General features: G+C 59.8%; 24 protein-coding genes. 10 read left to right on the top strand and 14 right to left on the bottom strand.

From position 1 onward, the window contains the following. Positions 1 to 5: 5 nt before the first annotated feature. Positions 6 to 617, bottom strand: coding sequence for a Yip1 family protein (locus tag PBDP_RS15085; RefSeq protein WP_109754064.1), 612 nt, complete (start codon positions 615 to 617; stop codon positions 6 to 8). A 167-nt stretch (positions 618 to 784) separates the two neighbouring features. Here PBDP_RS15085 and PBDP_RS15090 point away from each other — a divergent pair, with 167 nt between their 5' ends. The 3 genes from PBDP_RS15090 to PBDP_RS15100 are packed head-to-tail and all read left to right on the top strand — an operon-like array spanning position 785 to position 2268. Next, positions 785 to 1285: a CinA family protein gene (locus PBDP_RS15090; RefSeq protein WP_116834224.1), complete on the top strand. Its 501-nt coding sequence runs from the start codon at positions 785 to 787 to the stop codon at positions 1283 to 1285. A 13-nt stretch (positions 1286 to 1298) separates the two neighbouring features. After that, a complete protein-coding gene (locus tag PBDP_RS15095) occupies positions 1299 to 1817 on the top strand; it encodes a hypothetical protein (protein ID WP_109754065.1) in 519 nt (172 codons plus the stop codon). Positions 1818 to 1824: 7 nt separating this feature from the next. Continuing rightward, positions 1825 to 2268, top strand: a complete 444-nt coding sequence (locus PBDP_RS15100; RefSeq protein WP_109754066.1) for a DUF421 domain-containing protein — start codon at positions 1825 to 1827, stop codon at positions 2266 to 2268. A 65-nt stretch (positions 2269 to 2333) separates the two neighbouring features. Here PBDP_RS15100 and PBDP_RS15105 read toward each other — a convergent pair whose 3' ends face one another. Next, positions 2334 to 3191 carry an SDR family oxidoreductase gene (locus PBDP_RS15105; RefSeq protein ID WP_212800850.1) on the bottom strand — a complete coding sequence of 286 codons (858 nt, stop codon included), beginning with the start codon at positions 3189 to 3191 and terminating at the stop codon, positions 2334 to 2336. Positions 3192 to 3376: 185 nt separating this feature from the next. Between PBDP_RS15105 and PBDP_RS15110 the strand changes: the two genes are divergently transcribed. Continuing rightward, positions 3377 to 3781 carry a VOC family protein gene (locus PBDP_RS15110; protein ID WP_116832418.1) on the top strand — a complete coding sequence of 135 codons (405 nt, stop codon included), beginning with the start codon at positions 3377 to 3379 and terminating at the stop codon, positions 3779 to 3781. A 164-nt stretch (positions 3782 to 3945) separates the two neighbouring features. On the opposite strand, the gene PBDP_RS15115 is transcribed toward PBDP_RS15110, so the two are convergent. Then, positions 3946 to 5094, bottom strand: a complete 1149-nt coding sequence (locus PBDP_RS15115) for a MalY/PatB family protein (protein ID WP_212800851.1) — start codon at positions 5092 to 5094, stop codon at positions 3946 to 3948. A 983-nt stretch (positions 5095 to 6077) separates the two neighbouring features. Between PBDP_RS15115 and PBDP_RS30320 the strand changes: the two genes are divergently transcribed. Next, positions 6078 to 6785 carry a methyl-accepting chemotaxis protein gene (locus PBDP_RS30320; protein ID WP_371925593.1) on the top strand — a complete coding sequence of 236 codons (708 nt, stop codon included), beginning with the start codon at positions 6078 to 6080 and terminating at the stop codon, positions 6783 to 6785. Between the two features lie 128 nt (positions 6786 to 6913). Here the strand turns inward: PBDP_RS30320 and PBDP_RS15125 are convergent, their stop codons facing one another. Next, the gene (locus PBDP_RS15125) at positions 6914 to 7522 is read right to left on the bottom strand and encodes a hypothetical protein (protein ID WP_212800853.1); all 609 of its coding nucleotides are present in this window, start codon (positions 7520 to 7522) and stop codon (positions 6914 to 6916) included. Positions 7523 to 7831: 309 nt separating this feature from the next. On the opposite strand from PBDP_RS15125, the gene PBDP_RS15130 reads away from it, so the two are divergent. The 3 genes from PBDP_RS15130 (at position 7832) to PBDP_RS15140 (ending at position 11043) form a co-directional block, all read left to right on the top strand. Further along, positions 7832 to 8905, top strand: a complete 1074-nt coding sequence (locus tag PBDP_RS15130) for an alpha/beta fold hydrolase (protein WP_212800854.1) — start codon at positions 7832 to 7834, stop codon at positions 8903 to 8905. 238 nt (positions 8906 to 9143) lie between these two features. After that, positions 9144 to 9890 (top strand): YkgJ family cysteine cluster protein, encoded by a 747-nt coding sequence (locus PBDP_RS15135; RefSeq protein WP_109754073.1) that lies wholly within the window; start codon positions 9144 to 9146, stop codon positions 9888 to 9890. Positions 9891 to 10134: 244 nt separating this feature from the next. Further along, the gene (locus PBDP_RS15140) at positions 10135 to 11043 is read left to right on the top strand and encodes an AraC family transcriptional regulator (protein WP_109754074.1); all 909 of its coding nucleotides are present in this window, start codon (positions 10135 to 10137) and stop codon (positions 11041 to 11043) included. Positions 11044 to 11089: 46 nt separating this feature from the next. On the opposite strand, the gene PBDP_RS15145 is transcribed toward PBDP_RS15140, so the two are convergent. The 10 genes from PBDP_RS15145 to PBDP_RS15190 form a co-directional block, all read right to left on the bottom strand. Further along, on the bottom strand, positions 11090 to 13330 hold the full coding sequence (locus PBDP_RS15145; RefSeq protein ID WP_109754075.1) for a xanthine dehydrogenase family protein molybdopterin-binding subunit: 2241 nt from the start codon (positions 13328 to 13330) through the stop codon (positions 11090 to 11092). 12 nt (positions 13331 to 13342) lie between these two features. Beyond that, the gene (locus tag PBDP_RS15150) at positions 13343 to 13816 is read right to left on the bottom strand and encodes a (2Fe-2S)-binding protein (RefSeq protein ID WP_109754076.1); all 474 of its coding nucleotides are present in this window, start codon (positions 13814 to 13816) and stop codon (positions 13343 to 13345) included. Between the two features lie 201 nt (positions 13817 to 14017). Then, positions 14018 to 15337: an OprD family porin gene (locus PBDP_RS15155; RefSeq protein WP_109754077.1), complete on the bottom strand. Its 1320-nt coding sequence runs from the start codon at positions 15335 to 15337 to the stop codon at positions 14018 to 14020. Between the two features lie 178 nt (positions 15338 to 15515). Continuing rightward, positions 15516 to 16346 carry a phosphodiesterase gene (locus tag PBDP_RS15160; RefSeq protein WP_109754078.1) on the bottom strand — a complete coding sequence of 277 codons (831 nt, stop codon included), beginning with the start codon at positions 16344 to 16346 and terminating at the stop codon, positions 15516 to 15518. 25 nt (positions 16347 to 16371) lie between these two features. Continuing rightward, a complete protein-coding gene (locus tag PBDP_RS15165) occupies positions 16372 to 17403 on the bottom strand; it encodes an ABC transporter ATP-binding protein (protein WP_212800855.1) in 1032 nt (343 codons plus the stop codon). Beyond that, positions 17400 to 18194, bottom strand: coding sequence for an ABC transporter permease (locus tag PBDP_RS15170; protein ID WP_116832430.1), 795 nt, complete (start codon positions 18192 to 18194; stop codon positions 17400 to 17402). Before PBDP_RS15170 ends, PBDP_RS15165 begins: the two co-directional genes overlap by 4 nt. Continuing rightward, a complete protein-coding gene (locus PBDP_RS15175) occupies positions 18191 to 19009 on the bottom strand; it encodes an ABC transporter permease (protein WP_212802507.1) in 819 nt (272 codons plus the stop codon). The genes PBDP_RS15170 and PBDP_RS15175 overlap by 4 nt, the downstream gene beginning before the upstream one ends. Before the next feature lie 51 nt (positions 19010 to 19060). Continuing rightward, positions 19061 to 20065, bottom strand: a complete 1005-nt coding sequence (locus tag PBDP_RS15180) for an ABC transporter substrate-binding protein (protein ID WP_212800856.1) — start codon at positions 20063 to 20065, stop codon at positions 19061 to 19063. After that, positions 20049 to 21068, bottom strand: a complete 1020-nt coding sequence (locus tag PBDP_RS15185) for a LacI family DNA-binding transcriptional regulator (protein ID WP_212800857.1) — start codon at positions 21066 to 21068, stop codon at positions 20049 to 20051. The genes PBDP_RS15180 and PBDP_RS15185 overlap by 17 nt, the downstream gene beginning before the upstream one ends. Positions 21069 to 21225: 157 nt before the next feature. Further along, positions 21226 to 21783, bottom strand: coding sequence for a helix-turn-helix domain-containing protein (locus PBDP_RS15190; RefSeq protein WP_109754083.1), 558 nt, complete (start codon positions 21781 to 21783; stop codon positions 21226 to 21228). Positions 21784 to 22084: 301 nt separating this feature from the next. Here PBDP_RS15190 and PBDP_RS15195 point away from each other — a divergent pair, with 301 nt between their 5' ends. Then, positions 22085 to 22795: an iron-containing redox enzyme family protein gene (locus PBDP_RS15195; RefSeq protein WP_109754084.1), complete on the top strand. Its 711-nt coding sequence runs from the start codon at positions 22085 to 22087 to the stop codon at positions 22793 to 22795. Between the two features lie 36 nt (positions 22796 to 22831). Beyond that, on the top strand, positions 22832 to 23935 hold the full coding sequence (locus PBDP_RS15200; protein WP_256594259.1) for a pyridoxal phosphate-dependent aminotransferase: 1104 nt from the start codon (positions 22832 to 22834) through the stop codon (positions 23933 to 23935). The last annotated feature ends 1 nt before the right edge of the window (position 23936 follow it).

Consider the following 23936-nt stretch of genomic DNA (forward strand, 5'->3'; position numbering starts at 1 on the left):
GGCGCTTAACTCGCCGGAAAACGCAGGTATTCCGGCTGCAACACGTTGAACCACAGCAGGATCATCTCCACCAGGATGGTCACCAGCACCAACAATCCCACGCCCCAGACGCTGGCTGAGTACAGCAGGCCTTGTTCCTTCTTGAGGCTCATGAACTTGGGCAGCCCGACAAACAGCAAGAACGTCGAATACGCCGAGGCCAGGCCCAATGCGGCGACCGCCAGCCACCGGCTGGGATAGAGCCCGAAGATTCCGGCCAGAAAGTAAGGCGTGGCGGTATAGGCCGCAAAACCAATGCACTGGTTGATCGTTGGACGCGCGTCGAAAGTGCGTGACATCCAGCGAATGAACAAACCCATGAGGGCCACGCCAGCGACGATGGTCAGGTACAGCAGCACGCATAATTGCAGTGCGCTGGCGCTGCTGAGCCGTACGGTTTCGTTCTCGGCAAGGCTCCAGCCAGTCCAGGTGGTACCGATGAACAGGCACACCGCAGGAATCAAGGCCAGCAACAGCAGATGGCCCAGATAATGGCGCGGATGAGCCTGCTCTTGTTCGCGGATGTCCGCCCAGGCGAACTCGGGATGGGTGAACAGTTTGACGAAAGGTGCAGACATGACGACCTCCTGATCAAGACGGCCTCTGCATGAGGCTCCTATGGATTTGAGGTTCAGGATCGGGGCACGGTTTCATTTATTTACCGTATGCGGTCCACGGCGCGATAAAGGGAATGAATAACAGCGACAAGGGTCAACCCATCAGCCCCCTGAAAGGACTGCTTGCCATGACCGTTGCCCACTTCATTTGTGAGTACCTGCGTGAACATGAACTGCGGCTGACCACAGCCGAATCCTGCACCGCTGGCCAGATCGTCACGTTACTGGCCGAGGTGCCGGGCTGCGGTTCGCTGATCGAAAGCGGCTACGTGGTGTACTCCCCGGAAGCCAAGCAACGGCTGCTTGGGGTCAGCCCGCGAACCATCGAGATGTTCAATCTCACCAGCCGCGAAGTGGCCGAAGAAATGGTCCTCGGCGCCTTGCACGACGCTAACGCCAATGCGGCGGTGGCCACCACCGGCATTCTCGGGCCGGACGACATGGATGGTATCCCCGCCGGTACGGTGTGCTTTGCCTGGGCGTTCGATGTGAACGGCCAACGCGCACTGTTCAGTCGCCAGGAACGCTTCTTTGGCAGTCGCGGCCAGGTGCAGTTATGGGCTGCTGAACACGCGCTTCTTCAACTGCGGCACTTCCACCAACGGGCTTTGGCCGGTGAACGCAGATAAATAAGGAGTCACCATGCCCCGGCACATTGAACCAGAGGACTTTCACAGCCGCGTGTATCCAGTGCGAGAGGATATGGATTACCAACTCAAGGTTTGGCGTTTCGAACGGGTGGGCTGGTATGTCCTGGTGGCGTTGGTGATCATGACGCTACTTGGCTTGTTCTCCCGCGGCCCCTTGAGTTCGCGCGATCTACGAAGCGGCGATGGCAGTCTCGGTGTCGAGTACGAGATGTTCCATCGCAACGGCTCCAGCAATCCGATGATCATTCATATGAAGGGCCAACCCAACGCAGTGCTGGAAGTTGAATTGGGCGGCGCATGGCTGCAAGGTTTTGAGGTGCAAACGTTGCAACCTCTGCCTATGCGCTCTGCAAGTGCCGGTCAAGGCATGCGGCTTTGGGTCCAGGCGGATGCCCAAGGGCAGGCCAGCCTGTATCTCTCATTGCTCGGTCAGGGTCTGGGGATTTATCACGGCCGCCTGTCCATGCCCGGTGGCACCTCGCTCGGTTTCGATCAATTCATTTTCCCTTAGGTGACCTATGGACTCGGTACTGCGGGCCGCCGCGATATATATGGCGTTGCTGGTGTTGTTCAAGATCGCCGGGCGTCGCTCCCTGGCGGACCTCACCACTTTCGACTTCGTATTGTTGATGATCATCGGCGAAGCCACCCAACAGGCGCTGCTGGGAGACGATTTTTCGTTGACCAACGCGCTGATGGTGATCGTCACCTTGATTGCCATCGACGTCGGGTTGTCGTTGCTCAAGCAGCGTTCCAAACGGGTTTCACGATTGATCGACGGCGGTCCGACCATCATTGTCGAGAACGGTCGGATACTCCAGGGCCGCATGCGCCATGCCCGATTAGTGGAAGAGGACATCATGGAGGCCGCACGTTCGAGCCAGGGCATCGAAACGCTGGAGCAGATCAAGTTTGCGATCATCGAGCGCAATGGGAAGATTTCGGTGATTGCCAAGGAGTAGCCCCGAAGTTGACTGTGGCGAGGGGATTTATCCCCTCGTCACAAAATCTGCCTCGGTTTCCTCGATCAAAGGATCGGCTTGCCCCCGGTAATCCCATAGCGGGCTCCGGAGATGTAGCTGGCTTCGTCCGAGGCCAGCAGCACATAGATCGGCGCCACTTCAACCGGTTGGCCCGGGCGGCCAAGCGGCGTTTGAGAACCGAAATTCTGAACCTCCTCCTCAGGCATGGTCGCCACGATCAATGGCGTCCAGATCGGCCCTGGCGCCACGCTGTTCACGCGAATGCCTTTGGGGCCGAGCATTTGCGCCAGGCCGCCGGTGAAGTTGGCAATGGCGCCCTTGGTGGTGGCATAGGCCAGCAGCGTCGGCTTGGGCATGTCGGAGTTGACCGAGCTGGTGTTGATGATCGAGCTGCCGGGCTTCATGTGTGGCAAAGCGGCCTGGCAGATCCTGAACATCGCCGTGATGTTGATATCGAAGGTGCGCACCCATTCTTCGTCGGATATTTCCTCGAGGCTTTCATGAGTCATTTGAAAGGCGGCATTGTTGACCAGGACGTCGATGCGCCCGAAGCGGGTGACGGTTTCATCGACGATTTTACGGCACTGGTCTTTGTTGGCCAGGTCACCCGGCAGCAATAGGCATTGACGCCCGGCCTGCTCGACCCAGCGCGCGGTTTCCTTGGCGTCTTCATGCTCGTCCAGGTAGGCAATCGCCACATCCGCGCCTTCACGGGCGAAGGCAATGGCCACGGCGCGACCGATGCCGCTGTCGGCGCCAGTGATCAGGGCGATTTTGTTCGCCAGTCTTGCGGAGCCGGTGTAGCTCTGTTCGCCGCAGTCCGGGTAGGGTTCCATTTTCCGCTGGCTGCCGGGCACCGGCTGGCTTTGTTTCGGGAAAGGCGGGAAAGGGTAGTCGACCATTGTCATTCTCCAGGCTGGTTGCAATGGAGGGTGGACTATGGGGTTTCGGGCAGAGTTCGGTCGGATTTTCTTGCCCGTCGATGAGCGTGATGACGGGCGTTTCGTCGTTGAGTAGCGGACACCGGCGAACATCGGACGATGCTGTATTCTCCAATGTCGGTACGGTTTCGATAAGGAGCAAGGCAATGTTCAGCCACATACAGATCGGTGCGCGCGATCTGCCGAAAATGGTCGCTTTTTACGACGCAGTCCTCGGCTGCCTGGGGCTGGAACGCATCGAGGGCGAAAACGATTCGGGCCCGCCGGGGGAGGGTTGGCGGCGGCCCGGCAAGCATTGGCCGCAGGTTTTCGTCCAGCTGCCTTTCAATGGGCTGCCCGCCACCTGGGGCAATGGCATGCAAGTGAGCTTCGCCGCCGACTCCCCACAAACCGTTCGCGCCGCGTGGGAGCAGGCGCTTGCCATGGGCGGCTTCGACGAAGGCCCACCCGGCCCGAGGCCGCAGTATTGCGAAGGCTATTTCGGGGCGTATTGCCGCGATCCGGAAGGGAACAAGCTGTGCTTTGTCCATGCGCCGGATATGCATGAATAAAGCAATCGTGGCAGATGACTATTGTGGCGAGGGGATTTATCCCCGTTGGGCTGCGAAGCAGCCCCAATAAACAGCACACGAAGTTAATCTGATACAACGAGTGATCTGTTTTTAGGGCCGCTTCGCACCCCAGCGGGGATAAATCCCCTCGCCACAGGGGCGGATCAGCCCCTGGCTTTCAGGCTGCGTTCCATCCGCGCGATGCCTTCTTCCAGCAGCACCAGCGGACAGCCGAAGTTCAAGCGCACGAACTGACCGGCATCATCGCCAAAATCCAGCCCGGCGCTCAGCCCGACCTTGGCTTCTTTGAGAAAGAATCCATGCGGGTCATCCAGCCCCAACCCGGAGCAATCCAGCCAGGCCAGGTAAGTGCCCTGGGGCACGGTCATGGTGACGCCCGGCAGGCGAGTGTGCACCGCCTCGACCAGGTAATCACGGTTGGCTTGCAGATACGTTTTCAAGGCTTCGAGCCATGGGCCGGCTTCGCTATAGGCCGCACGGGTCGCTTCGAGGCCCAGGGCATTGACGCTGTCGACCATGCCGGCCCGGGCACTGTTGACCCGTTCGCGCACCTTGGCGTCCTGGATAATGGCGAACGAGGTCTTCAACCCGGCGATGTTGAAGGCCTTGCTGGCGGACATCAGGGTGATGGTGCGCTCGGCAATTTCCGCACTGAGGGACGCGGTGGGAATATGCACGCGGCCGTCGAAACACAGCTCGGCATGGATTTCATCGGAGATGATCCAGGCGTCCTGCTCCAGACAAATATCAGCCACCGCCTTGAGTTCTTCGCGGTCAAACACCTTGCCCAGCGGGTTGTGAGGGTTGCTCAGCAACAGGGCGCCGCCGCCTTGCAACGCTTCGCGCAACGCGGCCAATGGCGTCTGGAATTCACCGTTGACCGGGTTGAATGGCAATTCCACTTTGTTCAACTGCCAGTGACCCGGGGCGTTGCGCAGCGGTGGATAGTTGGGCACCTGCACCACGACATTCTGCTGGGGTTCTACCAAGGCATGCAGCGCCATGTTGAAACCCGGTTCGACACCCGGCAGGAACACGATCTGCTGGGGCTCGACGCGCCACGCGTACTTGCTCCACAGGTCAGCCACGACGGCGGCACGCAGATTGTCCTGGGCCACGCTGTAGCCCAGCATCGGATGTTCAAGGCGCTTGTGCAGCGCGTCGATGATCACCGGTGGGGCAGGGAAGTCCATATCGGCGACCCACATTGGCAACACATCGGCCGGGTAGCGGCTCCATTTGGTGCTACCGGTGCCGTGGCGCTCCAATATCGTGTCGAAATCGAAAGTCATGGGGGTTCCATCAGTCAGTCATGGGATGGCGAACATCATAAAGCAAAGACCCATGAGAAAAGCTTGGTGGCGTAGTGCCACTAATTAATGGTAATCAGTTAAAGTTCCATCTCGAAACGCCGCCAAGACGTGAACGGCATTGGTAACGGACCCTCCGAGTCTTTGAAAAGGACGACCCCATGACATCGCCCGTGCGCTTTAACGATCACCACCGTAAAGCCGATCGCATCATGTTGGGGCTGCTTTGGCTCACGTTGTTGTATTCCCTGAGCCTGGCATACCTGCACTCGACGTTTACCCAGGCGCTGCTGGTCGGGGCGACTACCTGCGTGGCGAGCACCGCGCTTTACCGTGTCCTGGCGGGCACTCGGGCCATGCGTTGCATTATCGCGGTGGCGTTGATGGTCATGGCGGCATTGCACATCAACCAGACCCGGGGCGTGATCGAATTCCACTTCGGGATCTTCGTGCTGCTGGCCGTGTTGACGTTCTACCGTGACTGGCTGCCGATTGTCGTTGCCGCTGCCACCATTGCGGTTCATCACCTCGGTTTTCACTGGCTCCAACACCAGGGTTATCCGGTGTTTGTGATGGATACCCACGCTGGCTGGTCGATGATCTTTCTCCACGCGTTCTACGTGGTGGTGGAAAGTGTGATCCTGATTTACCTGGCGAACCAGAGCCTGGCCGACGCCACGGAAAACCAGGATGTGCTCGACAAGGTTCTGGTGGCGGCTGCGCAATTGAGCAACGACGCTGGCAGGCAGCACAGCGAGGGCGTCAAGGTCTCTTCGAGCGAGCGTTTCGATCATTTCCTCCAGCAGGTTACCCAACTGGTGGACGGCGTAGTACGCGACACCCGAAACCTCTCGGACCTGGGCCAGGACCTGTCCCAGGTCGGCCAGACCCTGGAAACCGGCGCCCGCCACCAGCTCGATGAAGTGGCACAGATGAGCAGTGCGATCAGCCATCTGGTCCAGGCCATGGAGAACATTGCCGGCCATGTCGACCAGACCTTGCAGCGCGCCGGCCAGGCCAACGAGCAGGTCAATCGCGGGCGCAGCACGGTTGATCAGACCCGAGAAGAGATCGTCGAGCTGGCCGGTCGCATCAACCTGACCAACGAAACCGTGCAAGTCCTGGCTGAACAGGCACAGCAGATCGGCCAGGTGCTCGATGTAATCAATGGAATCGCCGAACAAACCAACCTGCTGGCCCTCAACGCCGCCATCGAGGCCGCTCGGGCCGGCGAGCAGGGCCGTGGTTTCGCGGTGGTGGCCGACGAAGTCCGGACCCTGTCCCAAAAGACCTCGACATCCACCACGGAGATCCAGCAGATCATTGCCAAGCTACAGCAGGGCAGCCGCCAGGCCGCTGTCGCCATGCAAGACAGCCGCGACGGGGTGGAGCGCTGCGTGTCCGCCAGCCAATTGGCCTCGCAATTGCTGCACGCCGTGGTGGAAGACATTGCCGTGATCAACCACTTCAACGACCTCATCGCCAGCACCACCCAGGAACAATCCAAGGCGTCGATGGGTATCAATGAGCGCTTGCAAAGCGTGCAGACCGTGGCTGAGCGCAACGCCGACAACATTGGCATCCTGACCCGAAGCAGTCAAAGCCTGCCGCCAATGGTGCAGCGGTTGGCGCTGTTGGGGGAGGCGTTTCACAGGAAGGGCGGGGCGGTCTGAAAAGCTTATAAATCCAGGTATGGGATGGAAAAGCGTCATGAAAAATTTCAGATGTTTTGCGTTGATGCATCTAAATGTGCGCGCTGCGTGTGAGTTCAGCGCGCGAAGACATCCCTGATTATGAGGGACTATATGAATTGGAGTTGCTTCAGCACGATAAAAGCGAGCAGAGCTGTGGCAAGCCCATAGACGAGGGAAATCAAGATCGGATTGTTCGTGAGTGTCGTCAACGGTGTAGGTGCACTGCGCCTGACGAAAAAGTTGATAGCTCCCACCCCGGTAATCATCATGAGGGCAGTTATCGAGAATAACCCCAACGGAAGGTAATCGGAGCGCTTGACCTCCACGATCGTGGCGACCATGAGGAAGGAAGACGACAAGGTTATTACGGCGCCCAATGTCCACAATGAAAGATCGCCCGCCAGTCGGCGGATTACGCCTGCAAAGCCTCGCCCCATGAAGGCCTTAAGCGTGGGATTTTTTATGCTGGCCTCCAGATCCTTGAACATAAGTGCCGGCACGCAGAGCAAGATCGACGCACTGCCCACGCTGTTCACCAACCGGCCCAGGGAGTTACCCATTCTGTCCAGGTAATCCAACGGCTGAATATTTAGCGTATGGATCGCAAAATAGGTCGCGATTCCCGAAATGATCAACCAGACCAACGCCCGGAATACGAGGTCACGAACGAGATTTTTCTTCAGCCAGTCGTCAAACTGGTTTTTATCGGTGGACATGAAAATCCTTGTTAGATATCGGCTACATGAGTGAAGGCGTAATGATATCAGTTGGCAAGGATGATACGGATGTGAGTTTTCCGATTTTGGCGATGACTACGTCGCAGATACTCGTGGGTTAAGCCGTTGTGGGCAGGTGATACCCATCAGTCAATGTATCTCTGTGTATCCACCGCACGTACAGATACGGACTGTTTCTTTTAAGCGCATCGATGACACATCCGGGATACCTCGCCGGCGTCAAATGGACCCATCGAGACAGCATAAGCGGTCTCACGGGCTCACCCGCCGTTCGCAAGGAAATCCGCCATGGACACGACTCTGACGCACCACACTTCTGCACCACGCCGCCGCCTGCTCGCGCCCTCCATCCTGGTACTCGCCATGATGCAATTGGGTACCTTGGGACTTGCCTCGTCACAGGCCAGCGCTGCCGACGTACCGGCCAGCACCATCGGCACCATCACGCCGGGCAGCCACACATCTTTCGGCCCGTTGAAACACGTCAAGGCTGGCCTGCTGGACGTTTCCTATGCCGAGGTCGGTCCTGCCGATGGGCCGGTGGTCATCCTGCTGCACGGTTGGCCCTATGACATTCACAGCTACGCCGATGTCGCTCCGGCTTTGGCCGAGAAGGGCTATCGCGTGCTGATCCCCTATGCCCGCGGCTACGGCGACACACGCTTCCTGTCGGCCAAGACCGTGCGCAACGGCCAACCTTCTGCGCTGGCGAGCGATCTCATCGACTTCATGGACACACTGAACATCAAGCAGGCCGTGCTCGGCGGCTACGACTGGGGTGCCCGTACCGCCGACATCGTCGCGGCCCTGTGGCCGGAACGAGTGAAAGCCCTGGTGGCGGTCAGTGGCTACCTGATCGGCAGCCAGGAAGCCGGCAAGGCGCCGCTGCCGCCGGCCGCCGAGTTGCAGTGGTGGTACCAGTTCTACTTTGCGACAGAACGTGGCCGCTTGGGCTATGAAAAGAACACCCACGACTTCGCCAAGCTGATCTGGAAACTGGCGTCACCAAAGTGGAACTTCGATGACGCGACTTATGACCGCAGCGCCGCAGCTTTGCAGAACCCCGATCATGTCGCCGTCTCGATCTTCAACTATCGCTGGCGCCTGGGTCTGGTCAAGGGCGAGGCAAAGTACGACAAGCTGGAGAAGAAACTCGCGACCTTTCCGTCCATCAACGTGCCAACCATCACTCTGGAGGGTGACGCCAACGGTGCGCCGCACCCACCGGCCGAGGCCTATGCCAAGCGATTCACCGGCAAATACGAGCATCGTTTGATCGAGGGCGGCATCGGTCACAACCTGCCGCAAGAGGCGCCGCAGGCGTTCGCCCAGGCTGTGATTGATGCTGATCATCTGCGCTAGCCCAGGGAGCTGCATCCTACGGTAATAACGACTCCTGATGTTCATCGGCCCAAATCGCAGGGTTTCGATTTGTCTGAGACCTGGAATCACCTTGGATCAGGCAACTATGCCGGCGGATCCGGCAAACGGATTGGCGTTTCGCTCCACATACTCTCGCGGCCCTGAGGCCCTGCCACGCGTGTATCCGAGTGGCGGGGGCTTCTGTAGGCGTTCGAAAACATGTGTATGAGTGCTTGATATGGAAAACGACACGATCCGCTTTGCCTGCAACGGCTGCGGGATCTGCTGCAAGGGGCGGCTGATTCCACTGACATTGGACGAAGCAAGACAGTGGTTACAACGCGGACATGAGGTGGCGGTCGTACTGGAGGCATTCGATGAGACGACTTGGTCTTCAGAGCCTCGACAATTCGCCCACAGCGCTCAACGGGCCGTGGCTGTCACCAGTGGCGATGCCCAGATTCGAGTCGTTGCGGTACTGGCGGGCAATGCGCTGACGCAGTGCCGCAACCTTGGTGACGATGGGCGTTGCGGTATCTATGAAGAGCGGCCGTTGGTCTGTCGAATCTACCCGATGGAAATCAATCCGCTCATTGCCTTGCGTCCAGCCGACAAGGTCTGTCCTCCTGAGGTCTGGGAGGCGGGCGAGGTTCTGTTTACCGACCGCGTCGTCGATCCGATCCTGGCTGATCAGATCGAACGCTCCCGCCAGGCGGACAGGGACGATGCCCAGGCCAAGATTGCGCTGTGTGAAGCGATGGGCATGAACGTCGCTGCCTGGAAGGGCAACGCATTGGCGGTGTACTTGCCTGATCGAGAGCAGTTGGCGGAAGCGATCATTCGTTACGACCGCGCCCCCGTGGCACCGAAAGGCCTGGATTGGAAAGTGCGGGTCGAAACGCCGGCCCTGGCCCAACGACTGCTGCAAGCAGGTGTCGCGTTGGATGATCAACGTTCAACCGGCTACATCTTCCAGGGTCTTTAGTTTTCGATCCAAGCCATCACTTTGTGCATCCCTGGCTCATTGAAACATCTTGTCATAACTGGCCTGGTGTGGTTGGTGTCGGTTATGGCTCGTTGAATCGTGCAAGAAATTACGCCAATCAGGCAAGCGATTAGAATCGCCAACCCAGCATACTTGCGTCCATATTGATCAACGACTTGCGGTGATGCCGAACAGTGTTCGCCATCACCACAAGTCGTGAGCCCGATGTTTGAAGGAGTGAAGTGTGCACAGCGATTTCAAAAGCGACCAGGTTGTCAGCGACATCAGTCGCCTGGCCGGTTCGGTCAGCCAGCTTGTGCCAAGCGATGGCGACCAGATCACCGCCATTGCCGGCTTGAGCCTGCATCGGCGCAAAGCAATCACCGCGCCGATGCATTGCATCTACGGCCTGGGGATCGGCGTGACCTTGCAAGGTCGCAAGCAAGCCATGATCGGGGACGAGATACTGACCTACGCGCCCGGCCAATCCATGGTGACCTGCGTGGATCTGCCGGTCATTTCCCATGTCTCCCAAGCCAGCATTGCCAAGCCATTCCTGGGCATGATGCTGCGATTCGACAGCACGATGGTGATGCAGGTGGCCGAGCGCATGCAGTTGTCACAACGCATGAGAGACGACGCGTTTCGACCGATTACCGTACAGGCACTGGATGCCGGGGTGCTGCACGCCCTGCGACGCTTGATAGACCTGCTGGAGGAACCGTTACTGCTCGATACGGTGGCTCCGCTGATCAAGGAAGAGATTGTCGCTCGCCTGTTGAGCGGTGCCCACGCGCCGCAGTTGCTGCATGTGATCGCTGCCGGTTCACCCAGCCAGCACATCGCCAAGACGGTCGCCTGGCTGAAACTGAATTTTCGCCAGGCGTTGCGCATGGACGATCTGGCGGCACAAGCCCACATGAGTCCTTCTACGTTTCGCCAGCATTTTCGCTCCGTGACCGGAATGAGTCCGTTGCAATACCAGAAGCAATTGCGGCTACAAGCCGCTCGGCAGTTGATGTTGAGCCAGAACGTCGACGCGAGCAGTGCAGGAGGGCTGGTTGGCTATGAAAGTGCCTCGCAGTTCAGTCGTGAGTACAGCCGCCTGTTTGGGGCTCCACCGCAGCGGGATATCAAGCGGATTCGTTTGTGATCGTGAGGCTTGTCTGGCATTGCGACCAGACAGCCTCACACGCCTGTCATGCTAACTTGAACGGCAACTCACGCAACGGTTTACCTGTCAGGCTCGCCACGGCGTTGGCAAAAGCAGGAGCCAGCGCCGGCAGGCCGGGTTCGCCCATTCCCGTAGGCGGTTCGGCGCTAGGCACGATGTGAACGGCAAACTCCGGCATGTCGGTGATGCGCGGCACGCTGAAGTCAGCGAAATTGCTTTGCTGCACCACACCATCCTTCAGGGTGACGGCGCCACCAGGCAGGCACATCGACAGTCCCATCAGCGCCGCGCCTTGTACCTGGGCCTCGATGCTGCGTGGGTTGACGACCAGATTGCAGTGCACGCCGGCAGTCACGTTGTGCAGCACCGGACGCCCGTCCTTTACCGAGGCCTCGACGACGTAGGCCACCACCGAACTGAACGACTCATGGACCGCCACGCCCCAGGCGCGGCCCGCCGCTAGCTGACGTTTACCGTATTCGCTCTTGTCCACGGCCAGTTGCAGCGCAGCGCGATGGCGCGGGTTCTCGTCGCCAAACAGCTTCATCCGGTAAGCCACCGGATCCTGCTTGGTGGTGCGGGCGATCTCGTCGATCAGGGTTTCCATCACAAAAGCCGTATGGGTGGAGCCCACGCTGCGCCACCACAATACGGGGACGTTGAGTTTGGGGTGATGGACTGTCAGGCGCATCGGCAGCGGATAAGGATTACGCATGCCCTCTGTTGCAGTCGCATCGATGCCGTTCTTGATCATTCCTTCGAACGGAGTGCCACTGACGATGGACTGCCCGACCAGGGCATGGTCCCAGGCCAGCACCTTGCCGCTGTCGTCAAAACCGATGTGCGCACGGTGCAGGTGCATGGGGCGATAGTAGCCGCCCTTGATATCGTCCTCACGGCTCCAGAGCGTGCGGATCGGTACATCAAGCCCGGCGGCGTGCGCGGCCTTGGCCACCTCGCAAGCCAGCACGACGAAATCGTTGGTGGGCACGCCACGCCGGCCGAAACCGCCGCCCGCCGTCTGCACATTGACCTGGACTTGTTCGGGTTGCAGATTCAGGACCCGTGCCGCCGCCGCGCCATCACCGCCGGGAAACTGCGTGCCGACCCACAACTGGGCACGGCCCTGGGCAAGTTGCACGGTGCAGTTCAACGGCTCCATGGGCGCGTGGGCGAGGTAAGGGAACACAAACTCGGCCTGCAACTGATGCGGCGCGCTGGCAAGCGGTGTCATGTCAGCGTCGAACTGTCGTGGCCCGGGTTGAGTGGCCAGCTCGCGGTATTGGATCAGTTGTTTTTCACTGTCCACTTTCTCGACGTTGGCCAGGTCCCATTCCAGCTTCAGCGCATCGCGCGCCAGCTTTGCTTGCCAATAACCGTCCGCCACCACCGCAACGCCTTCGGCGCCTCGGTCCAGCGGCACCCGAAACACGGCTTTTACCCCTTTGGTTGCCCGTGCCGCGCTGTCGTCCAAAGAGGCAATCCTGGCGCCGAACACTGGCGGACGCGCCACCACCGCGGTGAGTTGCCCCGGCAGATGCATATCGATGCCGAAATCCTGCTGGCCGCTGCTCTTGGCCTTGGCATCGATGCGCGTGGTGGCCTGGCCGATGATTCGGAAGTCCTTGGGATCCTTGAGCGTGACCTTTTCCGGCACCGGCATTGCCATCGCGGCTTCGGCCAGTTCGCCGTAGCTCGCTTTACGGCCCCCCGGGCCGAACACTGTGCCGGCTTGGGTGCTCAGGCTTGCCACGTCCACGTTCCAACGCGCGGCTGCCGCCGCGAGCAACATGCCGCGAGCGCGGGCGCCCAGTTCGCGGTATTGGGTATAGCTGTTCTTGATCGAACTGGAACCGCCGGTGAGGTGAATACCTAGATTCGGATCCAGGTAGGCGGCGTCGCTGTTGCCGTTGCGACTGCGCACCAGGCTCCAGTCGGCATCGAGTTCTTCGGCGAGGATCATCGGCAGGCTGGTCTGTACGCCCTGGCCGAACTCCAGGCGGTTGAGGGTCACCGTCACCACGCCGTCAGGGGCGATCTGCACGAATGCGGAGGGCTGCTGAGTCGGTTTCAGCGGCGTTGCGGCTGAGCCGTTGGCCTCCTGGGCCAGGGCCAGGTGAGGAAAAGCGCCGAGGGCCAGGCCGCCAATGCCGACAATCTTGAGGAAGCTGCGACGGGGAAGGGTGGCGGGGCCATCGGCCTGATCGCGCTCCAGGCTGTGCTGCAGGGCGCGAGGCAGCTCATTGGGGAAAATTTCGTTCAGCATGGTGGGCTCCGATCAGGCAAGGGCTTTGGCGGCATCCGCCACCGCGGCGCGGATACGGGCGTAGGTGCCACAGCGGCAGATGTTGCCGGCCATGGCCGAGTCGATCTCGGCGACCGTGGGTTGCTTGCCCTTGGGCTGGGCCTTGAGGAACGCCGTGGCGCTCATGATCTGCCCGCTCTGGCAGTAACCGCACTGCGCCACGTCGTGCTTGACCCAGGCCTCATGCACGGCAGTGCCGACCGGGTCGCTGCCATTGGTTGCCGCTTCGATGGTGGTGATTTTCTTGCCTTGAGCGGCGGCGATGGGCGTTACGCAGGAGCGAATGGCCTGGCCATCCAGATGAACGGTGCAGGCACCACACAGCGCCGCGCCGCAGCCGAACTTGGTGCCGGTCATGCCCAGCGTGTCGCGCAGGGTCCAAAGAATCGGGGTGCTTGGGTCTACGTCAACCGTGTATTCACGGCCGTTGATATTGAGGGCGCTCATAGGGGTACCAGCTCCAGATGGTTTGGCTCTGGTTAACTATAGAAAGCAATGTTGGGGACCGATTGCACGATCCGGGCTGATTATTGCCTGATCATGCGAATCGCCACGCCCCATGAAGGTGCGCGCGGTTGTTTCAGCGCAGCAAGGGTAGAAGGAAAGGAGCCGCAGTGAGCGTACTGCCGGCTCCTTCCTTCTGCACGGTTACATCAATGGAATGCTATAGCTCACAATCAGGCGATTCTGATCCTGGTCGCGGGCAATATCGCTTCGCGACATACCGTTGCGCCAGCCGAAACCGACGTTCTTCAATGCGCCGCTCTGAATCACATAATCCAGGGAGATGTCACGTTCCCATTCACTGGCGTCATTGCCGCTGGTGGTCTGGATATTGTCGCCCTTGAGGTACATCACCGAGGCCTTCAAACCCGGAACGCCAAGCGCTGCGAAGTCATAGGCATACTGGGCGAATGCCGTGCGTTCGCCGGCCTGGATGAATGTCTGGATGGTGCGGTCGGTGTAGAGATACAGACTGGCGCCGCCTTCACCTTTGCCCACCAGGCCGCCTTGGTTCAGTTGCGTAAAGTTGCTGTCTTCGGAAACGCTTTGATAACCGGCAGTAATGGCGTGGCCGCCCAATGAGTAGATGAACGCCGCGCTCCAGGTATCGTTGTCGATTTCACCGCTACCGTCCTTGGTATAGCCGCCAAGTTTGTAACCACTGGCGCGACCAGCCGCGCTGCTGTTCTTGCCATCGGAGGTGGTCTTGAAGTAACGCAAGTCGGTTTTCAACGAGCCATATTCACCCAGCGGCAACACATGCAGCAAACCGGCGAAGTGCTGCTGGTAATAGTCTTCGAGATTGGCGTAGTAATACTGGGCGGTCAGATCCTTGGTCAATTTGTAATCGCCACCGGCGAAGGTGAATTTGTTGCTTTCCTGGCTGCCGCCCGCCACCGCGAGGCCGGCGCTGTCGCTGGAAGCCCGGCCAGTAGCGTGTTCCAGTTGGCCGGCGGTGAAGGTCAGGTTGTCGATGTCATTGCTGGTGACCTGGCCACCCTCGAAGGTTTGCGGCAGCAGGCGGCCATCGTTGGAAACCAGGATCGGCAGTTTCGGTTGCAAGGTGCCGTAGCGCAGTTCCGTCTTGGAGACGCGCATCTTCGCCGTCGCACCGAGGCGGGCCCATTGATCGGCAGCCTTGTCACCGTCGTTGGGGAACATCGAGCCACCGACATGTCGGCCCGCGCCACTGTCGAGCTTCAAACCCAGCAGGCCCATGGCGTCCAGGCCGAAGCCGACGGTGCCGTCGGTAAAACCGGATTGATAATTGAGCATGAAGGCCTGGCCCCACTCTTCGGTCTTCGAAGGCGCGGCGGCTCCGTCACGGTTATCGTTGTTGAAGTAGAAGTTGCGCAAGTTCAAGTTGGCTTTACTGTCGTTGATAAAGTCAGCCGACGCCAATGGGCTGAGGACAAGCGTCACGCCACCCGTTAAAACACTCAGTACGTTAAATAGAACTTTCATCAGGGCGAACTCCGCCGCGGAATCACTGTTCCGGGCATGTTGAAAAGGCAGCAGGAAGCGCTCGGCCGATCACATGATTGGCCGATGCGTTAAATGACTCGTTAGAAAATCTTCAATGCATAGAGTGGGTTAGGGGATAAGTCTCCAAAGAGTGCTATCAGTGAAAGTCCCTGGGTTATCAGTCGATCAATCCATGAGCGTCATAAAACGGATACGGTCCGGGATATTCGCCAAACACACCGTTATGGGTCACCAAACCCTGGCCATGCCAGTGATGCAGCAAGTATCCCGGTGGTTCCAGATTGAAATGCGCAGGAGCGGTTGGTTGTAGATCCAGGACGATTTGATGCGATGTGCCGGGGCAGACGCAGCTCAGGCTACCGCCGAAGCGCCGTTGCATCGGCCGATGCAAATGTCCGCAGAGCAAGCGTTCCACCTGCGGATGGCGGGCGATGACCTGTTCCAGCGCCGAGGCATTGATGAACGGTTCGCGGTCCATGTGACCAATTCCGCTGACAAACGGCGGATGGTGCAGGACCAGTAGCGTTGGCACCTCGGGACGACAGGCCAATTGTTCATCGAGCCAGCGCAATTGGCTGTCCAGCAACTGACCGCCATGGCCGCCGGGAATCGTGCTGTCCAGGCCGATCAGGCGCAGCGGATACTCTTCGACCACCCAATCCAGGGGGGCGCCGGGCAAGCTTGGCAGGTAGTGGTGATCAGCAAATGCCGCCCGCAAGTGTTCGCGGTTGTCATGGTTGCCGGGCACCAGGTAGCAAGGCATGTGCAGGCGCGCCAGTTCGGGGTGCAGCACGGCATATTCGTCAGGGCGACCGAAGTCCACCAGGTCGCCGCTGACTACCACAATGTCGGGACGCGGCACCTGGCAATTCAAATGATTGACGGCACGACGCAACGCGGCGAGGGTATCGACGACGCCATAGGTCAGTTTTTCCCCGGCCTTGAGATGCAGGTCGCTGATCTGCGCAATGAGAAACGGATGATTCAAAATAAGGCCTCTGAAAACACGAATATCACGATGCCAGGGTGAACAGCACCTGCGGCTCGACGGCCAAGGCGATCAGTGAACCGGGGGTGTGGATGACGCCGTCGGTGCTGTCCACCAGCAATGGTTGGGCGGCGCCGACGTCCACCAGCAAGCGGCTTTGGGCGCCCTGGAAAAACTGGCCCACCAAGCGCCCACGCAGATGCCCCACGCTGTCCATCACCCGCAAATGCTCGGGCCGGCAGTAGACGGTGGCAGGCAGCCCGCCACCGCGCCACGGCAACTCTCCGCCGCTGACTTTCAAGCCCAGGGGCATGTGCTCAAGTACCGGGAAAGCGTTGAGGTTGCCGACAAAACTGGCGACGAAAGTGTTGGCCGGTTGTTGGTAGATGTCCCGTGGACTGGCCAACTGCGCGACGCGGCCGTGTTCCACGACCAGGATCCGATTGCCCAGGGCCATGGCTTCGCCCTGATCGTGGGTGACGAACACCGCGGTAATGCCCAGATGGCGGAGCAACTGATCCAACTCGCTGCGCAAGCGCTCACGCAATTGCGCGTCCAGTGCCGCCAACGGTTCATCGAGCAGCAGGACCCGGGGCTTGGGCGCCAGGGCACGGGCGAGGGCGACCCGCTGGCGTTGACCGCCGGACAACTCATGAATGCCGCGCTTGCCGTGATCCCGCAGGCCGACCAGTTCCAGCAACTCCGCGCAACGCTTGTTGCGTTCGGCGGGCGCCATGCCGCGAATCTTCAAGCCATAGACGATGTTGCCGGCCACATCCAGGTTGGGAAACAACGCATAGTTCTGGAACACCATGCCCACGTCACGACGTTCGATGGGCAGGCGGGTGACATCGGTGTCACCAAAAAAAACCTGCCCCACATCCGGGCGCTCAAGCCCGGCAATCAGCCGCAAGGTGGTGGTTTTACCGCAACCGGACGGGCCGAGGATCGCCAGGGTTTCTCCGGCGTCGATGGTCAGGTCCAGGTCATGCACGGCCACGGTGCCGTCCGCGAACGCCTTGCGGCAACCCGCCAGGCGAATGGTGGTTCCGCTCATCGTTTTTCTCCACGGGAAAGGCGGGCGCTGATGGCCTGCAGCGCAATCAGCAGCGGCACGATCATCAACAGGAATATGAGGGTGTAGGCGCTGGCGACTTCCAGCCTCGCCGAGGCATAGCTGTCAGCCAGGCCCACCGGCAATGTCTTGGTCATCGGGGTGTGCAGCATCCAGGTCAGGTTGAACTCGCCCAGCGACAGCGTGACGACCATCAAGACTCCGGCGAGGATCCCCGCCCGGCAGTTGGGCACCACCACACTGAAGAACCGTCGTAGCGGTCCGGCACCCAGGCTCGCGGCGGCTTCTTCCAGGACCGGCAGGTGCTGGCGTTGCATCACCGCCATTACCGGACGCACCAGAAACGGCAGGGTGAACAGCACGTGGCCAACGAGAATGAACAGCCAGCTGCCGCGAAATCCGCCGAACTGGCCATAGGTGAGCAGCAACGCCAAGGCGCTGGCCAGGCCTGGCATTGCCACCGGCAGCACCAGCAACTCCTCGAACGCGCGGCTGAAGCGGTTGTTCATCCTTACCAGCGCGTAGGCCGCCGGTACCCCGACCACGCAGACGCACAACGCACAGGCCACCGCCAACTGCAGGGATAGCCAGACCGTCGGCGAATAGGCCTGCCAGACCTGCACCAGCCAATCGAACGTCAGGCCGCTGGAGACACCCTGGAAATAATTGCGGGTCAGCCCGGCCAGCAGCGACATCAGCACGGGCACCAACATGAAGGCGCAGACCAGCAAGGTGAACAGCAGTTGCCCGACAAACAGCGTTGAGCGCCTCACAGGACAGTCCTCGCATTGTGCGCCAGGCGCCTGGCCAGTAGCAGCACCGCCCAAGTCAGTGCCCCCAACACTACCGACAGTGCGGCGGCCACGGCGAAATTGGCGTAGTTGGTGAACACGTTGTAAATCGCCACCGGGGTCACATTAAGCCGGGTACCCAGGGTGAACGCCGTACCGAAAGCGCCCATGGACGTCGCAAAGCAGATCGCCCCGCAGGAGACCAGTGCCGGTGCCAGGCCGGGGACGATGACATCACAGACCACCCGCCAATGACCGGCGCCCAATGATCGAGCGGCTTCTTCCAGGCTGCGATCCAGGCTTTCGCAAGCAGCCATCACCGTGAGGATCACTCGCGGGATCGAGAAGTACAGGTAACCGATGCACAGCCCCATCAGCGAGTATGCAAAAATCCAGCGCTCACCGGCCAGCTCAAGACCGAGACTGGCGAACAAACCCTGGCGGCCGGCCAGCAGAATCACCAGGAACCCGACGACCACACCGGGGAATGCCAGCGGGAAGGTCAACAAGGCAACCAGCAGTGAACGACCGAAGAAGCGCTGGCGACTGAGGAAAACCCCGCTGATGCCACCCACCAGCAGCGCCGCGAGGGTCGTGGCGAGGGCAAGCAGGCAGGTCTGCGCCAGGCTGCCCAGGTATTGCGCGCTGCTCAGCACTTGCCAGTAACCGCTTTCGCTACCCTCGCGACTTTGCCCGCCCAGCACGATCAGGTGCGCCAGCGGCAACAGCCAGAACGCGAACAACACCGCCGCGGCAGGCGCCAGGGCCCAGGCCGCGGTCAACCGTAAATGCGGCAGCGAGGCCCTGCCCGAGCGGACTGCCCGGGCTTTTATTACCGAGGCGGTCACTTACTTGACCTCACGCAGATAGCGTGCGGAAAAGGCTTCCTGTGCCGCCGCCATTTGCTCGTAGTTGACCACCCCGGCCCGGGCGTAATCGCTGTCGGGCAGGAACTGCGCAGCGATCTCGGCAGGCATCTTCATCGCCCGTACCGGCCGCAGGTAGGCCTTGGCCCAAAGTGCCTGGCCTTGCTCGGACAGGACGAAATCCAGGACCTTCTCGGCGTTGGCCCGATGGGGGGCGTTGTCGACGATGCTCATCACGTAAGGCACGCTGATGCTGCCTTCCTTGGGAATCACAAAAGCAACGTTGGCCTTGTCCTTGTAACGGGCGCGATAGGCGTTGAAGTCGTAATCGACCAGGATCGGCAGCTCGCCGGACAGCACGCGTGCATAGGCCGTTTGCTTGGGCACGATGGGCGAGTTCTTCGCCAGTTTCTGAAAGTAATCGATAGCCGGGGCGAAGTTATCCAGGCTACCGCCCATGGCCTGGTTGATCGCGACCGCAGAGACGTAGCCAACGAACGCGCTGGACGGATCCAGGTAGCCGACCATGCCTTTGTATTCAGGCTTGAGCAGGTCGCTCCAGCTTTGCGGCACGGGCAGGCCGCCCAGCGCATCGACATTGACCATGAAACCCAGGGTGCCGGAGTGAATGGCAAACCAGTGTCCCTGCGGGTCCTTCAAACCGGCCGGGATCTGCTCCCAGCCCTTGGGTTTATAAGTGCCTACCACTCCGGCTTTTTGTGCCTGCAAACCGAACGTCACGCCGTAATACACCACATCCGCCACCGGAGCGGCCTGTTCGGCCACCAGTTGCGCCAACGCCTGCCCGGAGTTCTTGTTATCCAGCGGAACCTGCACGCCGGTGGTGTCGGCAATCGCCTTGAGCTGAGCGCCCCAGTCGGCCCATTCCGGCGGGCAGTTGTAGCAAATCGCCGTTTCGGCGGCCTGGGCCAGGCTGGCAACACCGCACAGCAGCAACGTCGCCAGGGTTTTACGCAAGCGGATCATCAAGTGTCTCCTCGTAAGGTTGAGTACTTTCGCCCGGCCGGATATGGCAGGCCAGGCAATGGGAAACCGGGGGGGCGCCGGCGATCTGCGCCAGCAGTTGATCGATCACCGTGCAGGCCAGCGCCTCGATGGGCTGAACGACGCTGCACAGCGTCGGGTGCATCTGGGTGCCGAGGGCGATGCCGTCAAAGCCAATGACCGAGAGTTGCTGGGGCACGTGCCAGCCGTTGCGGCGCAACTCGGCAATCAGGCTGATGGCGAGTAAATCGTTGGAGCAAACCAGCGCACTGAGCCCCTGTGGACCTTGCAGCAGCGGCTCGATGGCGGCGAAATCGGCTTGGGTATGGGCCGGCATTTCAATCACCGGCAGGCTGTCGAGACCGGCCTCACGCATGGCGTCGCAATAACCGGCGTAGCGCTGGCGAGCGCGGTCCGATTGCAGGGCAGGGCCGGCAACCATGCCAATGCGCCAATGCCCGACCTCCAGCAGATAACGGGTGGCGAGGGCCATGCCGGCGCGGTTGTCCACCGACACGGCGCTGTAGTCCGGGTTGCCCGGCTGGTGATAGGCCAGCACAAAGGGCGTGTCCTCGTTGTCCAGGCTTTGCAGCACGCGGTTGCTCTCGGCGTCGGTCACCGTGAGCACCAGGCCATCGACGCGCTGGCGCAACAGTTCCTCGACCACCACGCTTTCGCGTTCACTGCTGTAGTCGGTCGTTGCCAGGAGCAGGTTGTAACCGCGCAAACGCGCAGCACGCTCCATGGCCTGGAATTGTTCGGCGAACACCGGGTTGAGGAGGTTGGGGACTACCACGCCGATCAGTTTGGTCACCTGCAAGCGCAGTTGACGGCCAAGGCGATTGGGTCGAAAACCCAGTTGGCGCGCGGCGGCGAACACCTGCTCGCGGGTGGCCGGGCGCACCACTTCAGGGGAGGCAAAGGTGCGAGCGGCGGTTGCTCGCGAAACCCCTGCCAAACGTGCCACTTCTTTCAAGTCCGTCATGATCACTCGCTTGAGATCGATCTCATTGGCGAGGACAGTACCCAGGCGCCGTGGCATTTCGGCGACAAAGTGATGACGATTTGATGTCAGATTCTGATGTCTGCCTCTGACGGCCATCCAGGACGCGTATGCGGTGCCCGGTTGCTCATGACGGTTGCTATTTGCGGATCAGGGCGATGACGTACTCGCAAACATGCGCCGTGGCGTTTTCGAACGTGCAGGCTTCTTCAGGTAGCCCCAATTGCAGACAGTCGCCTTGTTCCAGGACGTAGGTGGTGGTGCCCTTGGTAAAGGTCAGCGTGCCTTGCGTGGTCCACACTTGCTGATGAAGGAATGCGTAGGCGGTGGCGGGGTAGCTGATGCGCACGCCCGGGGGCAGTTGCACGCTGATGAGCTCCAGTGGCCAACCCTCCCGCGGGGAGACTTGCTGGCGCGCGTAGCCGGTTTCCGGGTCGACCCAACGTGGTTGCTCCGCAGCCTTTGAGAGCAGCCCCGAGCGCCCCTCGGCTCGATGCAGCAGGGTGGACAGGGGCAAACCAAAAGCGCCCGACAATCGTCCCAGGATCGTCGAGGTAGGGCTGACCTGCGCGTTTTCAATCTTGCTGATCATTGCCTTCGATACACCAGAGAACTGGGCGAGCTCGCCGATGGACCATTGGCGCGCGGTTCGCTCGGCTTTGATGGTTAATGCGATATCAATGGGCTGGTTGTTCACTATAGAGGACTTCCAAGGCGGGGTGAGTTATTTGTAGCTTAGCGAGCTGGATGCATCTATTTAGTGCGGAAAATAAATAATGCGCCATTTTTGTGCAGATTATTTTTATTATTAAAGTAACCTATTGATTTTAAAGGTTAATATTTATTAGATTTTTTCGTTTCAAAATAAATCTATTGTTGTTATCGCCACCGATTAAAACTATCAATTTGTTTGCATGGATTGCTTGTTTACTATCTGAAACGCGCAGCGACATTCCGTCGCCGTCGTCCAAGCTACCTTATCGTATTTGGGGGGATCTATGCCGGCTCAGCAAATGGAACAAGGCTATCTGACGGGTGAGCAAATCATCCATTCGATTAAAGGAATGATCACGGCTTCGGGGATCAACACCAACGCATTCTACAAAACGTTTCGCCAGGCCCCGCTGCCCAAGGCAACGTTGAAGAAAGTGTTCCAACAGTACTTTTATTACATTCGTACGTTCCCCCAGATCCTGGCAGGTACTTCGCACCGCACTGACAGCGAAGTGATTCGGATGAAGTTGGCGCGCACGGTGGTGTCTGAGCTGGGTGATGGGGTAGGCGAAGCACACTTCATCATGTTTGAGCGTGTACTTGCCGGTGTCGGCATCACGCTGGATGACTGGAAGAAGGTTGAATACATTCCCGAAGCCAGCGAGCTGGTCGACGGCCTGCGCCGGATCTTTCTCGAAGGTTCGACGGAGCACGCCATTGGTGCTCACTACGTCATCGAAGAGTTCGGTTTTCCGATGATCGCCAACCTGTACGAAGGTTTCCGTCTCTACAGCGGTTGGAAACACGAAGACTTCACCTACTTCTACCTGCACATGCTGGTGGAAACCGATCATGTGCAGTGGATCAGTGATGCGGTCATGGAGGCAGCCCGGGACACTGACAACGGCAACAATATCCTGGAGGGTGCTGCCGATGTATTGAACTTGTTGACCCGATTCTGGCAAGGACTCAACCGAGTAGCCACTCACGCCTGACCGATCGGTACAAGGGGACAGGAAGTCATGGACGATATGACATTGATTGGTCGAGTGGCGCCCTTCAGGGATGCCAGTGCATATGCGGCATCCTCAGGGGCGTTGAACCTGTCGCAAGGACTTCCTGAACCCTTGTTTGACAATGCCATGAATGCGGCGTTGGCCCACCAGGTCCGGTCGGGCTGGCAGTACGCCGACCCTCGCGGCGAAATGATCTTGCGTGAAAGCATTGCGGCCCACAGTGCCGGCTATGCACCTGACAGCGAAGTGCTGGTGACCAGCGGCTGTACCGAGGCCTTGTACTTGGCCCTCTACGCAGCGTCTTCGCAATACGGCAGCAAGGTCGCCTTCTTTGAACCCTTTTATCCCTATTACCCCGGAATGGCCACACTGCTGGGGCTGGAGTCTGTTGCACTGCCGTTGGCGGCAGGGGGGCCTGACTGGGCAATGTTCGAGCAGCAATTGCGTGCCGGTGTTCGCATCTTGCTGCTCAACACCCCCCATAACCCGACCGGATGGTGCATGTCCGCCGATGATTGGCAGCATCTGGTGGCGCTGGCAAAAAACCATGACTTCATGGTGATTGTCGACGAAGCCTACCGTCACTATCAGTACGACACCGACGCACCGACGCAGTACCCCCATCAACAGATTCCCATGATGGTGGCAGGCAGCGCTTCGAAGTTGTTGTCCATGACCGGAGTCCGGATCGGCTGGTTGTGCGCGCAGGCAACCTTCATGGCGCGAGCCTATGCCCATCACCTGTACCTGAGCTATTGCCAACCCACCCCCATACAGGCAGCCGTCGCGGTTTTGCTCGATGAGTTGACCATCGGGCGACTCGAAAGCCTGCGCGAGCACTACAAGCACAAACGCGATCGCCTGGCAGGTGCGCTGATGGCCGCCGGGCTGGATATCCAGTTACCGGCGGGCGGCCATTACCTCATGGCCGACTATTCACGGCGGGCGCCTTCATTGTCCCCGGTTGAATTCAGTCAACACCTGGCCGTTCGTTGCGGGGTCATGCCATTGCCCGCGACGCCCTTCTATCTGGGGCAGTGCCCCACCTATGTCAGATTTTCTTTCTCGGTAGCCAAACCCATTGTTGATCAAGCTTGTGCCCGCCTGGAGGATTTTTGAA

The organism is Pseudomonas sp. St290, assembly GCF_018325805.1.
GTDB classification, from domain to species: domain Bacteria; phylum Pseudomonadota; class Gammaproteobacteria; order Pseudomonadales; family Pseudomonadaceae; genus Aquipseudomonas; species Aquipseudomonas bijieensis.